General features: G+C 44.2%; 17 protein-coding genes. 7 read left to right on the top strand and 10 right to left on the bottom strand.

The window, feature by feature from the left end; genetic code table 11:
• Window positions 1-87: 87 nt before the first annotated feature.
• The 4 genes from N5J47_RS07120 (at window position 88) to N5J47_RS07105 (ending at window position 4,195) form a co-directional block, all read left to right on the top strand.
• Window positions 88-849: an RsiV family protein gene (locus tag N5J47_RS07120; protein WP_279959416.1), complete on the top strand. Its 762-nt coding sequence runs from the start codon at window positions 88-90 to the stop codon at window positions 847-849.
• A gap of 116 nt (window positions 850-965) precedes the next feature.
• Window positions 966-2,237: a serine--tRNA ligase gene (serS, locus tag N5J47_RS07115; RefSeq protein WP_267982249.1), complete on the top strand. Its 1,272-nt coding sequence runs from the start codon at window positions 966-968 to the stop codon at window positions 2,235-2,237.
• Between the two features lie 67 nt (window positions 2,238-2,304).
• Window positions 2,305-3,678 (top strand): siroheme synthase CysG, encoded by a 1,374-nt coding sequence (cysG, locus tag N5J47_RS07110; protein WP_279959417.1) that lies wholly within the window; start codon window positions 2,305-2,307, stop codon window positions 3,676-3,678.
• A gap of 37 nt (window positions 3,679-3,715) precedes the next feature.
• Window positions 3,716-4,195 (top strand): tRNA (cytidine(34)-2'-O)-methyltransferase, encoded by a 480-nt coding sequence (locus tag N5J47_RS07105; protein WP_267982247.1) that lies wholly within the window; start codon window positions 3,716-3,718, stop codon window positions 4,193-4,195.
• 13 nt (window positions 4,196-4,208) lie between these two features.
• On the opposite strand, the gene N5J47_RS07100 is transcribed toward N5J47_RS07105, so the two are convergent.
• Both N5J47_RS07100 and N5J47_RS07095 read right to left on the bottom strand, forming a co-directional pair.
• A complete protein-coding gene (locus tag N5J47_RS07100; RefSeq protein ID WP_279959418.1) occupies window positions 4,209-4,589 on the bottom strand; it encodes a VOC family protein in 381 nt (126 codons plus the stop codon).
• An 8-nt stretch (window positions 4,590-4,597) separates the two neighbouring features.
• Window positions 4,598-4,978 carry a helix-turn-helix domain-containing protein gene (locus tag N5J47_RS07095; protein ID WP_279959419.1) on the bottom strand — a complete coding sequence of 127 codons (381 nt, stop codon included), beginning with the start codon at window positions 4,976-4,978 and terminating at the stop codon, window positions 4,598-4,600.
• A gap of 117 nt (window positions 4,979-5,095) precedes the next feature.
• Here N5J47_RS07095 and N5J47_RS07090 point away from each other — a divergent pair, with 117 nt between their 5' ends.
• Window positions 5,096-5,650 carry a flavodoxin family protein gene (locus N5J47_RS07090; RefSeq protein WP_279959420.1) on the top strand — a complete coding sequence of 185 codons (555 nt, stop codon included), beginning with the start codon at window positions 5,096-5,098 and terminating at the stop codon, window positions 5,648-5,650.
• Between the two features lie 55 nt (window positions 5,651-5,705).
• On the opposite strand, the gene N5J47_RS07085 is transcribed toward N5J47_RS07090, so the two are convergent.
• From N5J47_RS07085 to N5J47_RS07055, 7 genes are all read right to left on the bottom strand, one after another.
• Complete coding sequence (locus N5J47_RS07085) at window positions 5,706-7,115, bottom strand: APC family permease (protein ID WP_279959421.1); 1,410 nt, start codon at window positions 7,113-7,115, stop codon at window positions 5,706-5,708.
• A gap of 252 nt (window positions 7,116-7,367) precedes the next feature.
• Entirely contained in the window at window positions 7,368-8,552 is a 1,185-nt protein-coding gene (locus tag N5J47_RS07080; protein WP_267982243.1) for an iron-containing alcohol dehydrogenase, read from the bottom strand.
• A gap of 1 nt (window position 8,553) precedes the next feature.
• The gene (locus N5J47_RS07075) at window positions 8,554-9,087 is read right to left on the bottom strand and encodes a hypothetical protein (protein WP_279959422.1); all 534 of its coding nucleotides are present in this window, start codon (window positions 9,085-9,087) and stop codon (window positions 8,554-8,556) included.
• 81 nt (window positions 9,088-9,168) lie between these two features.
• Entirely contained in the window at window positions 9,169-9,822 is a 654-nt protein-coding gene (gene lipB / locus N5J47_RS07070) for a lipoyl(octanoyl) transferase LipB (protein WP_279959423.1), read from the bottom strand.
• Window positions 9,823-9,972: 150 nt separating this feature from the next.
• Window positions 9,973-10,260: a DUF493 domain-containing protein gene (locus N5J47_RS07065; protein WP_267982239.1), complete on the bottom strand. Its 288-nt coding sequence runs from the start codon at window positions 10,258-10,260 to the stop codon at window positions 9,973-9,975.
• 129 nt (window positions 10,261-10,389) lie between these two features.
• Window positions 10,390-12,273 (bottom strand): RNA polymerase sigma factor RpoD, encoded by a 1,884-nt coding sequence (gene rpoD / locus N5J47_RS07060; RefSeq protein ID WP_267982238.1) that lies wholly within the window; start codon window positions 12,271-12,273, stop codon window positions 10,390-10,392.
• 6 nt (window positions 12,274-12,279) lie between these two features.
• Window positions 12,280-12,432 (bottom strand): hypothetical protein, encoded by a 153-nt coding sequence (locus N5J47_RS07055; protein ID WP_279959424.1) that lies wholly within the window; start codon window positions 12,430-12,432, stop codon window positions 12,280-12,282.
• A 190-nt stretch (window positions 12,433-12,622) separates the two neighbouring features.
• Between N5J47_RS07055 and N5J47_RS07050 the strand changes: the two genes are divergently transcribed.
• Both N5J47_RS07050 and N5J47_RS07045 read left to right on the top strand, forming a co-directional pair.
• Complete coding sequence (locus N5J47_RS07050; RefSeq protein ID WP_004908399.1) at window positions 12,623-12,829, top strand: hypothetical protein; 207 nt, start codon at window positions 12,623-12,625, stop codon at window positions 12,827-12,829.
• 71 nt (window positions 12,830-12,900) lie between these two features.
• Entirely contained in the window at window positions 12,901-13,425 is a 525-nt protein-coding gene (locus tag N5J47_RS07045; RefSeq protein ID WP_267982237.1) for a YecA family protein, read from the top strand.
• 93 nt (window positions 13,426-13,518) lie between these two features.
• On the opposite strand, the gene tmpT is transcribed toward N5J47_RS07045, so the two are convergent.
• Window positions 13,519-14,148, bottom strand: a complete 630-nt coding sequence (tmpT, locus tag N5J47_RS07040; RefSeq protein ID WP_279959425.1) for a thiopurine S-methyltransferase — start codon at window positions 14,146-14,148, stop codon at window positions 13,519-13,521.
• Window positions 14,149-14,152: the final 4 nt, after the last annotated feature.

Genomic DNA, 14,152 nt, shown 5'->3' with positions numbered 1-14,152 from the left:
GCTGGGCGCGATATAGATACATTTCTTAATTTCATCTAGCTACAAGGCTTTGTATAGTGAAGAAAAATTCTGGAGACTTGCATAGCGATGAAAATAGTAAAAAGATCACAATTGATTCCACTCATTCCAATACTTACAGTCATTGCACTGACTGGTTGTCAACCTAAAAAGGAACAATCGGCAGCTACTGCTGAAAAAGTCGATATTCCATTGATTCAGGCCAAAGTGGTGGCGGTCAAGATTCCTAAACAAAAGTTGTGTCTGGAAGATGGCTGTACCAGTTATGACCTGCAAACGGTCGAGACCAAGCAAAAATGGATTGATGAATATTTTATCAATCGTATGAAAAAGGCAGAGCCGAATGCCTTTGCCAACATTGCAGACCAGAAAGTCAAGGTGCCAGCGGATGAACCCTCGCTTAGTGAAAGTAGCACCTATGTGCGTTTTGTGGGGCAAAACTATAATTTGGCAACTTTTGCAATTCAGACCTATAGTTACCCTGCGGGTGCGGCACATGGCATGTCGCATCAGGAATTTGTCAACTTTGACCTGTCCAATAAAAAACACATTACTGTAGGTGAATTGGTTAAACCTGACATGAACCAAAAACTACGCGATAAGTTATATGCCTCGAATCAGAACTGGCTGGAAGACCACAACATCAAGAAAGAGCAGTTGCAGGTCAGTGACAACTATTATTATGGTGTCAATGGGATAGTGTTTGTCTATCCGCTGTATGAGTTGGCTTCGTACGCCGAGGGGATGAGCGAGCTGACCCTGCCATATTATGCCGCCAAACAGTTTATTAAGCCGCAATATCTGCCAAGTCTGCCGAAAGAGCCTGTTTAGCCAGTATTCAGCATCGACATAGCGTGTGTGGATGCTGAGTCTTTGTTGTCTATTACTGTATTTTTTCAAGTTAAAGCCTTACACTATAGCCAGTTTTTTTCTATTCATGATTGATTATGATCGACCCAAAATTACTCAGAAATAATATTGAAGCGGTCAATGCCGCTTTGGCAAAACGTGGTATTCAGCTTGATGTTCAGGAATGGGCGGATTTAGAAGCGCGCCGTAAAGATTTACAGTCCAAGGCTGAAAACTTGCAGGCAGAGCGTAATGCTGGTGCTAAACAGGTCGGTCAAATCAAAAAGTCGGGTGGTGATGCATCTGAGATCATGGCACGTATGGCTGCCATTGGTGATGAGATCAAGGCTGCTGAAGTGGCTTTGGCTGAGCTGCAAACTGAGCTTGAGCAGAAGTCACTTGCCATTCCAAACCTGCCAGATGAATCTGTGCCTGAAGGGAAAGATGAGAGTGACAACCTTGAAATCTTAAAGTGGGGCACACCGCGCCAATTTGATTTTGAGATCAAGGATCATACCGATCTTGGTGAATGGATGGGTGGTCTTGAGTTTGAAACCGCAACCAAGCTGACAGGTTCACGTTTTAGTGTATTGAAAGGTCCTTTAGCGCGTTTACAACGTGCACTAACCCAGTTCATGCTGGATACACATACCCTTAAAAATGGCTATACCGAAGCTTATGTACCTTATCTGGTCAATGCGGATAGCTTACGTGGTACAGGGCAGTTGCCTAAATTTGAAGAAGATTTATTTAAGCTTCAAGGTGAGAAAGAATATTACCTGATACCAACTGCCGAAGTGCCTGTCACTAACTTTGTGCGTGACGAAATCCTGGATGCTGACCGTTTACCACTGAAATATGCAGCGCATACACCATGTTTCCGTAGTGAAGCAGGTTCTTACGGGCGTGATACTCGTGGCCTGATTCGTCAGCATCAGTTTGACAAGGTTGAAATGGTGCAAATCGTGAAACCAGAGCACTCAATGCAGGCACTGGAAGAGCTGACAGCACATGCAGAGGGCATTTTGCAGGCATTGGGTTTACCTTACCGCAAGATTTTGCTCTGTGGTGGTGACATGGGCTTTGGTTCAACCAAGACCTATGACCTGGAAGTGTGGGTACCAAGCCAGAATACCTATCGTGAAATCTCTAGCTGTTCAAATATGGGCGATTTTCAGGCACGCCGCATGAAAGCGCGCTACCGTGTTGATCAAAAGAAGATCGAATTGGTGCATACCTTGAATGGTTCAGGTCTGGCTGTGGGTCGTACCTTGCTTGCAGTGATGGAAAACTATCAGCGTGCGGATGGTTCAATTGAAGTTCCAGAGGTTTTACGTCCATATATGGGCGGTGCAAGCTATATTGATTAAACTATGCATCGAATTTGTGCATAGTTTTTGCTTTAGCTCAATCAGATTTAAAATTTAGAGGCAAGTCGTGGAAATTTTCCCAATCTCTTTAAAGTTGCAGCAGCAACGTTGTCTGATTGTTGGCGGTGGGCATATTGCCTACCGTAAAGCAAGTTTATTGGTGAAGGCAGGTGCGATTGTCGATGTGATTGCACCTGAGATTGAGCCTGAGTTACGCCAGCTTATTTACAAATCAATGGGGCAATATATTCAGGCTGTTTTTTCTGAAAATATTCTCGGTACACGTTATCGTTTGGTGATTGCCGCAACTGATCAGCCTGAAGTGAACAAGGCAGTCTTTGAACAATGCGAGCAGCGCAATATTCTAGTCAACAGTGTTGATGATATTCCGCATTGCCGTTTCATGGTTCCCGCGATTATTGACCGTTCACCTTTGGTGGTTTCGGTGGCATCCAATGGCGCATCGCCTGTTTTATCCAGACAACTTCGTACCCAGATTGAAACAATTGTGCCACATGGCATGGGTAAACTGGCTGAGTTTTCAGGTCTTTGGCGTAAACAGGTCAAGGAAAAGATTTCCAATCCAGATGAACGCCGTATCTTTTGGGAGAACCTGTATGCCAGCCCGTTAAAGGAGCAGGTGTTCAATGACAATCTGGATGTGGCGAATGATCTGATCCAGCAGGCGTTGACTGAATGGATAGCTCCAAAAGGTGAGGTGTATCTGGTTGGTGCTGGACCTGGTGATCCTGAACTGCTGACCTTAAAAGCGTTGCGCTTGATGCAGCAGGCGGATGTGGTGATTTATGACCGCTTGGTGTCTGCGCCGATTCTGGAACTCTGCCGCCGTGATGCGGAAAAGATTTATGTCGGTAAGGCACGCTCCAATCATTCCGTTCCACAAGAGGGTATTAATGCCTTATTGGTGGAGTATGCACAAAAAGGTAAACGCGTTTGCCGCTTGAAAGGTGGTGATCCATTTATCTTTGGACGTGGCGGTGAAGAAATTCAGGAACTGGTTGAAGCCAGTGTCACTTTTCAGGTTGTGCCTGGAATTACTGCGGCATCAGGCTGTTCAGCCTATGCAGGGATTCCGCTGACCCATCGTGATTATGCACAAAGTGTTCGTTTCCTAACTGGGCACTTAAAAGAGGGTTCACCAGAATTACCCTGGAATGAACTTGTGTATGAAAATCAGACTTTGGTGTTGTACATGGGCTTGGTGGGCTTGGAGCGTATTTGTGAGCAATTGATTGCACATGGCCAACGACCAACCATGCCTGTTGCCTTGATTTCCAAAGGTACAACGCCTGAGCAGAAAGTGCTGGTGGGTACATTGGCGGATATTGCAGCCAAAGTGTCTGAACATCATATTGTGGCACCGACCTTAACCATTATTGGTGAGGTGGTGAGTCTGCGTGAACAGTTACAATGGTTGTAGGGCGCATGATTGCGCCCTGACAAAGTGAGAGAAACAAGTGATTCATGTTGTCCTATACGAACCTGAAATTCCAGCCAACACAGGCAATATCATTCGTTTATGTGCCAATACAGGTGCGCAACTCCATTTGATCAAGCCTTTGGGCTTTGAACTGGATGATAAGAAACTGAAACGTGCAGGTCTGGATTATCACGAATGGGCAAGAATGCAGATTTGGGACAACATCGAACTTTGCCTCGCCGATTTAAAGGCAAAGGGTATTGGCATCAATGATATTTTTCCATTGACCACCAAAGGTTCTGCCACACCACATACAGTGGATTTAAATCGTCCTGTCGCTTTGTTGATGGGACCTGAAACCCGTGGCTTGCCTGAACAGGTGCGCCTGATGTTCCCGCAGGAAAACTGGATTCGTTTACCTATGGCTGAAAATTCAAGAAGCCTGAACCTTTCCAACGCAACCGCGGTGATCGTCTATGAAGCTTGGCGGCAGCAGGGGTTTAATGCACTGACCTGATTGCCAAAAGTTTTTATATATCACCATAGGGACTTGCCACGACTAGGGTATAACCGTTTGGATCTTTAAACCAAATCTCCCGATGATTCGCATTAGGATTGTATTTAGGCCCCTCTAAAATCTCGACTTGATGGGCTTGTAATTTATCAACAAGCTGATCAAAGTGAGCACTCTCAAACCACAACAACACACCATTTCCAACAATTCGTTCAGGCCTGCCAATATGTGGATGTTCATGTGCCTGCCATTGGTGTAGCTGTAGGACCATGCATTGTTCAAACAGCAACTGTTCATATTCCTTGCCACCGTGACCGCTTTGCAGGCCGAGTATTGTTTGATACCACTGACTGGTTTTTTCAACATCTGCAACGGCAATTAAAGGTTGTGGATACATATTGAACCTCACATTTCTTGTTGTTGTGTGGCATCAAAACGTTGCTGGGCCGAGATCACCTGCTCAATATTGCTTTCCGCCCAGTCTTTCAGTTGATATGCCATTTTCGCCACTTCAATCCCTAACAAGGTTAATGAATAATCGACACGGATGGGAGAGGTGTTTTGTACCTGCCTTTCAATAAAGCCATCGCGTTCAAGCATTTTCAGTTTTTGTGAAAGGACTTTGGGGGAAATCCCCTGAATGTTCTTTTTTAATAAATTGAAATGCTGGGTTTCCTGGGAAAGGATATTGATAATCAACAATACCCACTTGTCCGCAATTTTTTCAAAAAATAATCGGGCAGGACAATGTTGCTGATAAATATCATATTTTAATGCCTGATTCATGTCTGGAATCCTCAAGTTTCCCATTTTATAACCCTAGTTACCAATTGGTAACTAATTGACACCTAGTTTCTAAAATATATCATTAAATCGAAGTTTTGAAAAATTTAGGATACTCCCATGTCAAAAATCGCAGTTGTTTACTTTTCTGGTTATGGTCACACCAAAGTCATTGCTGAAACCTTTGCTCAAACCATTGAGGCATCTTTAATCGAAATTGACCAAAACGGCGATATTGCAGAACAGGATTGGCAAACTTTAAATGATGCACAGGGCATTGTCTTTGGGGCACCAACCTACATGGCTGCCACACCTTGGCAGTTTAAGAAGTTTGCCGATGCATCCTCAAAAATCTGGTTTACACGTGGCTGGCAGGACAAGGTGTTTGCAGGTTTCACCAATAGTGCAAGCCTGAATGGGGACAAGCAGGTTACCCTTATTCAATTGCAAACTCTGGCTTCACAGCATGGGGGTATCTGGGTAAGTTTGGGTCTGCTTCCAGCCAACACCAAGGCTGCTACACGTGAAGATATAAACAACTTGGGTGGTTCAGTGGGGTTATTGGTTCAGTCTCCATCAGATGCAGGCGTTGATGAAATTCCAGCAGGGGACTTGGAAACTGCCAAGCTATACGCACAACGTGTGAAATCAATTGTTGAAAAGCTACATGGCTAAGCTTTTTAAAGGCGATAAAAAAGGCGCATTGAGCGCCTTTTCTATTTTAACTGGTTTAACGGTCATCAAACTCATTATGCTGAGGGGCATTGTATTTAAAGCCTTTAGTTTTATAACCAAGGTATAAAATACCGAACATTGCCCACCATAAACCATATTTCAATGCCGTGTCTTCAATTTCAAGCCACATGGCAAAAACGCTGAGAAAGCCCAAGAGCGGAATAATCACAAAGCTCACAATGTCCTTGAAGTTCTTGGTACGGCCATCACGTAAGGCATAACGTGAAATCACGGACAGGTTCACAAAAGTGAACGCAATCAGGGCACCAAAACTGATCATGGAAATCACTACATCCAGACTCATGAAACCTGCACTTAATGCCACCAATCCAACAATCAGAATGTTATAGGATGGCGTAAAGGTTTTCGGGCTGATATGACCAAAGATTTTCTTGTTAATGACACCATCCCGACCCATCACATACATTAAGCGTGATACGCCTGCATGGGCAGAAATCCCTGATGCCATGACCGTCACAATCGCAAAGGCAAGCACATAGGACTGGAATAACGAGCCACCCACCAGTAACAGGATGTCAGGTTGGGTTGCGGCGACGTCCTCAAAATAAGTTTTAGGATCATTCGGGAAGTAGATTTGCATAAAGTAGGTACTGATAATAAACACAATACCTGCAAATAATGCGGTCAGGAAAATCGCTTTAGGCAACGTCTTTTCAGTGTCCTTGGTTTCTTCCGCCAGTGAGCTGAGCGAGTCAAAGCCCGTAAACGAGAAGCACAGCAGGGTTGCACCTGTAATCAATGCCCCTACAGAAGTCAGGTCGTTCCAGAATGGTTCCAGGCTCCAGAGCTGGTAACGGGTTTCTGCGGTAATTGGACCTTCAGCATTATATCCCATCTGTAGCTTGCTATAGACCAGATAGGTGAATACAGCAATCACGATAAGCTGGACGAGGACAATCAGGCTGTTAAAGTTCGCCACAAAACGTGCACCACGTAGGTTGATGCCAGTCATAAAGGCAGTCAGGACAATTACCCAGACCCAGTGATTTACATTCGGGAATAATGCGTCAAGATAGATGCCCGCCAGAATGATATTGACCATTGGTGACAGCAGATAGTCCAGCCATGATGACCAGCCCACCATAAAGCCCACGTTGGGGTGGATGGATTTTTGTGCATAGGTATAAGCCGACCCTGATGATGGGTAACGACGAATCATGTGACCATAACTGATCGACGTGAATAAAATTGCAATTAGGGCAACAATATAGGAGGTCGGAACATGATGATGACTTTCTTCCGATACCAGTCCGAAAGTGTCAAACAAAGTCATGGGTTGAATGTAGGCTAAGCCAATAATGATAATGTGCCAGAGACCTAGCGTTTTTTGCAGCTTAGCTACCGATGAAGTCCCAGAGATATTTGTCAACGGCGTTATCCTCATAATCGTTGATCAAGGATCAGCTATGGTTTAAGGATCGTTTGAGACGAAAACGATCCCCCCTATAGAAAAAAGAAGTTCGCCAATCTATCGTAAATTGATGAACATTGTCAGTACTTTTACGCTTTTTTTAGCAATTTTTTTGCCAGTTGTGCAGATAAACAGATGAATAAAAATTCATTGAAATGAAAAAAGCCCCGATCATTGGTTCAGATCAGGGCCCATACATGATAATTTTTTATCTAAATAAATGAATTACCAAGCTTTTTGTAGAATTGCACGTAGATCCTGCAAACTTGCCTCTTTCGGATTGTAAATGATAGAACCATCATTTAATGCTTTCTCAGCCACTTCATCCAACTGCGCTTCAGTTACCTTACCTGTTTCACGCAGGGTACGTGGTAGCTTGGTGAGGCTGAATAGGCGGTCACGCATGGTTAAAATGGTTGCAATTGCCTTATCCGCACGCTGGCTGGCAGGTGTTTGTGCATAAATGTCTGCACCTGCAAGTGGCAGTAATAATTCACCAATTTTATCGCCATTGATCTCTTTGTTATATTCAAGCACATATGGCAGGAATAGGTTCATGCATAAACCGTGGGGCAGGTGAGCCACAGCACCCAAGGCATGGCCAAGTGAGTGAACCAGACCAACCATTGAGTTGGAGAACGCAATACCTGCCATGGTCGAAGCCTGTGCCAACTCTAAACGGCCTTGGGCATCACTAGGGTTGTCCAGCACCTTGAACAGGTTTTCACTGATCTTCTTGATTCCTGCACTTGCATAGGCATCACTTAATGGATTCGCTGCTAAACAGGTGTATGCCTCAACACAGTGCGTGAGTGCATCCATTCCAGTCATTGCGGTTAAGTGGGGTGGCAAAGTCAGGGTCATGCGTGGGTCAAGAATCGCGGCATGAGGCATCAAGTAGTAAGATGCAAATGCCAGCTTCACATTACGCTGGGTATCTGATACCACGGCAACCATGGTGACTTCAGAGCCTGTACCAGACGTGGTTGGAATTACGAAGAATGGCTTTAATGGTTTTGGAAGATTATGCGCACCAGAGTATTGAAGCAGGTCATTGCCACCCTCAGACACAAGGATGTTGGTTGCCTTAGAGGTGTCAATCACTGAACCGCCACCAATCGCAATAATCGCATCACAGTTTTGCTTACGGTAAAGTTCCGCTGCCTGACGTACCACTTCCAGGCTTGAATCTGGTGGAACATCATCAAAGATTGCGCCAATCACGGCATCAGTGGTGCTGAATGCCGCCTCGATTGGACCAAGTAAACCGTTGGCGCGCACACCTTTATCGGTAATGATCATTGGGCGTTTTGCGCCTAAAGTTGCAAGCTCAAACGGGATATGCTCTAGCGCGGCATTACCAGCAATTACCTTTACAGGACAGAAAAATTCGTAATAAGGCTTAGCCATGTTATGCGCTCCGTTTGAAATATGATTGTGCGACTTTGAGGTAGATATTTTTTGCACCAGTGAATTTTTCTTTTAATGTTAATTCAGCTGGATAACGCTTGACTGCAAGGTTGGCGATCAGCTTAGGCAGGATCAATGATTCCATCTTGTTCAGGCAACGCACAAGACGGATTGCGCTGGATACATCACCATCGGCAATCATACGGTCATTGGCAAATGCCTGGGCAGTGCTCTCCTGAAACGAGAAAACCAGAAATGCATGGGTAAGATGTTTGAATGTGATGGTTAAATCAGGCTTGCCTTTATAGTTAGAGAGAAGCTCTAACTGTTTTTCTTCTGTTACTCGCGCAACAAATGCAGGTCCATTTGGAAAAACATTCATTGAAAGTATAAAGCCAACAGGAAACTTGGAAACTTCCTGTTGTACTTCATCGTCCACTTGGCTTGCCATTACTAAACCACGACCAACAACATCCATCATGAGTTTTACGTAGGCAAATTGCAAAGTGGGCTTCACTGCTTTGGTCGAAATCACTTGCGTATCCCTTGTTAAAATTATGCAAAAGCAAATTTAGAGTAATTACTCTAATTTATTTCTCTAAAATTGAAAAGTAGTTTATTCAGATTTGACTTCAGGGTCATGAAAGAAATTCGTATTTTTTAAATAGCAAACAAAATCATGACAGAGCTGCTCGAAGCTTGGGTAATCTTCAAGCAGGTCTTGCAAGCGTACCATTTCCAACCCCGCGTATCCACAAGGATTAATGGTTTGGAAGCCTGTCAGGTCACAGTCAACATTCAGGGCTAAACCGTGGTAGCTGCGGCCCCGACGGATTTTAAAACCAAGAGAACCAATCTTGCGCCCGTCCACATACACGCCAGGTGCATCAGGCTTTGCATAGGCCTGGATATTGTATTGTTGAAGCAGGTCAATCATGGCCTTTTCCGCAAAGTTGACCAAGGTGCGTACATGCCATTTCAGGCGGTTTAAATCAAACAGGAAGTAGGCGACCAGTTGTCCCTGTCCATGCCATGTCACTTGCCCTCCACGGTCTGTCTGAACGATGGGGAGGTTGCTCTGTACGAGAATATGTTCTGCCTTGCCTGCTTGACCCTGTGTAAGTACATCTTGATGCTGTAATAACCAGACCTCGTCAGGTGTGCTTTCGTCACGATTCGCCGTAAAGTCTTTCATGGCTTCAAAGCGCGAGCTGTAGTCTTGTAGGTCTTTGAAACAACGAATGATGAGGGAGGGTTTATCAAAGTTCATTACTGCATGTTTCCTTTGATTCTTTCAATTTTATCAGTCGCTTAATTATGTAATGATTGAGCTAAGATAAATACCTATCCATGAAAATTTTATACAACAAGTATTGTTATTGAAAAAAATCCAAAACACTTTCGTATTTTGGATTTCTATTTACAGTGCTGTCTTGATTAAAGGACAGGCGGCAAGATCAGCATACAGTGCATGAACCTGTTCCAGTTCTTCAAATCGCAGCTGCGCGGTTAAAGAGTGGTATTTTCCTGTACGTGATGGCTGTACCTTGACTGAGTCACCATCAAATTCAGGAAAGTGCTTTTGCAAAATATCTACAACAGCCACTCGAAGTTCATCCCCAGCATGACCAATCAACTTGATTGGATAGTCCATCGGGAAAACCCAAAGATGTTCTTGCAATTCGCGAGATGGAGTGCGGTCTACCATGAGTAACCTCTTAATTTGAAACGCCTGCATCAGTGCAGGCGCTTATGATCTAACTAAGTAAATGGGGATGAAGTGTTTAACTTCAAGCCCTGCACAAGAGCATGGTTTTGCTATTGATACAGGTTGTCCCTAGTCATTTTCAAGGAATGAACGTAGGTGCTCTGAACGAGATGGGTGACGTAGTTTACGCAGTGCTTTCGCCTCAATCTGACGAATACGCTCACGCGTCACGTCGAACTGTTTGCCCACTTCCTCTAAGGTATGGTCGGTTGGCATATCAATACCAAAACGCATTTTCAACACTTTCGCTTCACGTTCAGTCAGGTTCTCAAGCACTTCACGGGTTGCTTCCTTTAAGCCTTCAGAGGTCGCAGCATCCACTGGAGAAGTGATGTTGGAGTCCTCAATAAAGTCACCAAGATGCGAATCTTCATCATCACCAATTGGTGTTTCCATCGAAATCGGTTCTTTGGCGATTTTCAGCACCTTACGGACTTTAACCTCATCCATTTCCAGACGTTCGCCCAACTCTTCAGGGGTTGGTTCACGGCCCATTTCCTGAAGCAACTGGCGGGAAACACGATTGATCTTGTTAATGGTTTCAATCATGTGTACTGGAATCCGAATGGTACGCGCCTGATCCGCAATCGAACGGGTAATCGCCTGACGAATCCACCAGGTTGCATAGGTCGAAAACTTGTAACCACGACGGTATTCAAACTTGTCCACCGCTTTCATCAAACCGATGTTGCCTTCCTGAATCAGGTCAAGGAACTGCAAGCCACGGTTGGTGTATTTCTTCGCAATCGAAATTACCAAACGTAGGTTGGCCTCAACCATCTCTTTTTTGGCACGGCGGGCTTTCGCTTCACCAACGGCCATACGTTTAGAAATATCCTTGATATCCTTAACGTTTAAATCCAGTTCTTTTTCAATGTCAGCAATCTTTTGCTGGAATGCCAAAACGTCTGGGCGTACTTTTTCCAGATGGCCCTTGATTTCAGCAGGTGCCTTGGCAATCTGCTCATCCAGCCAGGCTGGGTTTGATTCCTGTTCTGGGAACGTCATACGGAACTGGTTGCGATCCATACGACCACGACGCACCGCATAACGCATGATTTCACGTTCATTGGCACGGATTTGGTCATGGGTACCACGAATCATTTCTGAAATGATGTCAAACAGGCGAGGTGTAAATTTGAACATCATAAACACGGCAGCCAAAGACTCTAGTGCAGCTTTTGCCTCGTCACTATTGCGACCATGTTTTTCAATGACAGATTTGGTTTGGTTCCAGGCAGTTTCCAATTCCGAGAAACGAACTTTGGCCACTTCAGGGTCTGGACCTGAATCACCTTCAGAATCATCATCACCCTCAGACTCTTCCTCTTCGTCATCATCATCAAGCTTGACTTCCTTGGTGGTGGAAGTCGCGTTTTCATCTTCCTCAAGTTCCGCTTCTTCTTCAAGAACTTCAGGAATATCCTCATCGGTTTCAGGATCTAAATAGCCTGAAAGAATATCGGCAAGGCGACGCTCGCCAGTTAAAAAATCATTATATTCTTTTAAAACGACTTCCACGGCATTTGGCCAGTAAGCGATTGAGTGTAAAACGTCACGGATACCTTCCTCGATGCGTTTTGCAATACTGATCTCGCCTTCACGCGTAAGAAGTTCAACCGTGCCCATTTCACGCATGTACATGCGTACAGGGTCTGTGGTACGGCCTGGTTCACTTTCAACCGATGCCAGTACGGCAGCAGCCTCTTCCTCGGCAACCTCATCGGCAGCCTCGGTAGATTCACCAAACATGGTGTCATCGGTTTCAGGCGCACGTTCATGCACAGGAATACCAACGTCCTGAAGCATCTGGATGATGTCTTCAATCTGCTCACTTTCCGTAATTGAGTCTGGTAGATGATCGTTAACCTCAGCGTAAGTTAAGTAACCTTGTTCTTTGCCTCGGCTAATCAGAGCCGCTACTTGCGAAGTAGGGGAATTCATATCGCTCATCTTTGCTTACTCTTTTGTTGAATCTGTGGCGGTGAAAAACCGTGCATGATAGCACAGTTCACGGGGAATGTTCTGGATTTGATCCGTTTGCTTTAAATAAAAAATGGTATTGATTTCACGTCTGTTTCTTGAATATGGGGTTAATTCATAATTTTTCAAGCAGTCCATCCTTTTTGCAGAACTTTTTTGATTGGTATTGTCCTGGGATTATAATTACACAAAAAAACCGCCGAAAAAAAGTACAAATCACCGATTTATAGCAAAAAAATAAAATAAAACTTGACAAGGTGGTTTAAGACAGATAAATAGCGGCTAGACCCATTTATATTTTTCGTATAAGAGGTACTTAGTGTCTTCTACAGATTTTGAATTAGATGATGATAACTACGGCGATGATGATGTTGGTTTTGATGAATCATCAGGAAAAATCAGTGCCAAGGAATCATTGGAAAAACGCCGTTTGATTGATGATCTGTTGGCTCAGCGTCGTTTGGAACGAGAATTAAAAGATTTTGACTACGATTTCGACGATGATGACCTTGATGACGAAGACTAGGCAAAATTGCTGAGAATTTGCGTCTGAAAATGTTATGCTGTCGAAAATGTAACTTTAGAGCTGGATAAAAAATGAGTACCCTGGATTTAGACTTGTTAAGTAATTATCTTGACGGTGACCAAAACGAATATGGTTTGGATTTTGCGGCGACTCATGGCTTTTTGTGTGCTATCGCTGTTGGCCCAAAGTTTGACCGTTGGCTGGATGAGCTGTTCGAGAGCAATCAAAAGAAAGTTCCGAGTGAGATCATCGAACAGATTAAAGTCTGGCTGGAATCAATTCGTCAGGATTTGGCCAATGAAAATGGAATTGAGTTTCCATTTGAAATTGAAGAGGCCGATGTGGATTCAAGTTTAGGTGACTGGAGTGTCGGTTTCGTTGATGCCATGTTCCTGAACGAAGATGCCTGGTTTACGCCAGAATATGAAGAACAGCTGGTTGATTTGACTTTGCCGATCATGGTGTTTAGTGGCATTGATGAGGAGGATCCGCAAATGGAGTCTTTCCGTCGCAATGGTCAGTTGATGGATGAACTGGCTGAGGAAATTCCAGATAACCTCAATGAGATTTATCTTATGTACCATACACCAGCTTGATGACAGGTTTGACGCCGCAATGATAGCGGCTCATATATACGCCAGGTTAAGTATTTAAACGTCCTTATGGACGTTTTTTATTTTGAGATGAGGCTATTTCTTTAGCAGCCAAATTTTTTCCTGGGCATTCACTTTTCCTTTGAGCAGTTCAGTTTGGCTATCGAGTAGCTCTATGTCATATTCACTGGAATAGTAGTCTTGAAGTTGTTGGGTGGAAATGGAAAAAGGCGGACCAGCCAACATAGATTGATCATACTCAAAGCTAATCAGTAATTGTGATGCATGCCCACCAATCTGAATGAGATGCTGGACATATTGGCTTCGCATTTCTTCTGGCAGGGCGACTAAGGCTGCTCGATCATAAATCGCATCAATCTTTCCTGTCTGTTCAACTGTCAATTCAAGGACATCACCAACAAACAGGTCAATTTGTGGATGGTGGAAGTGGCTAAGATTTCCAGACTGTGTTTCGGTAAAGGAAAGGCCAAGCGTTGAGATTAAGTCCTGAATGGCAATTGGACTCAGGTCAACTCCCACTACATGATAGCCCTGACCTAAAAGCCAATGTATATCTAAACTTTTACCGCAGAGTGGGATAAAAATACGGCTGTTTGGAGAGAGGTTTAAGGAACCCATATATTTAACCAGTAGTGGGTGAGGCTGGTTGAGATGAAAGCCAATCTCATTTTTTTGCCATTTTTGATGCCAAAACTCATGCTGCATGGTT

It is taken from the genome of Acinetobacter sp. GD03645, from assembly GCF_029845285.1.
Taxonomy (GTDB): domain Bacteria; phylum Pseudomonadota; class Gammaproteobacteria; order Pseudomonadales; family Moraxellaceae; genus Acinetobacter; species Acinetobacter corruptisaponis.
The sequence above is the reverse complement of the archived record's forward strand: the minus strand, read 5'-3'. Positions and strand labels throughout refer to the sequence as shown.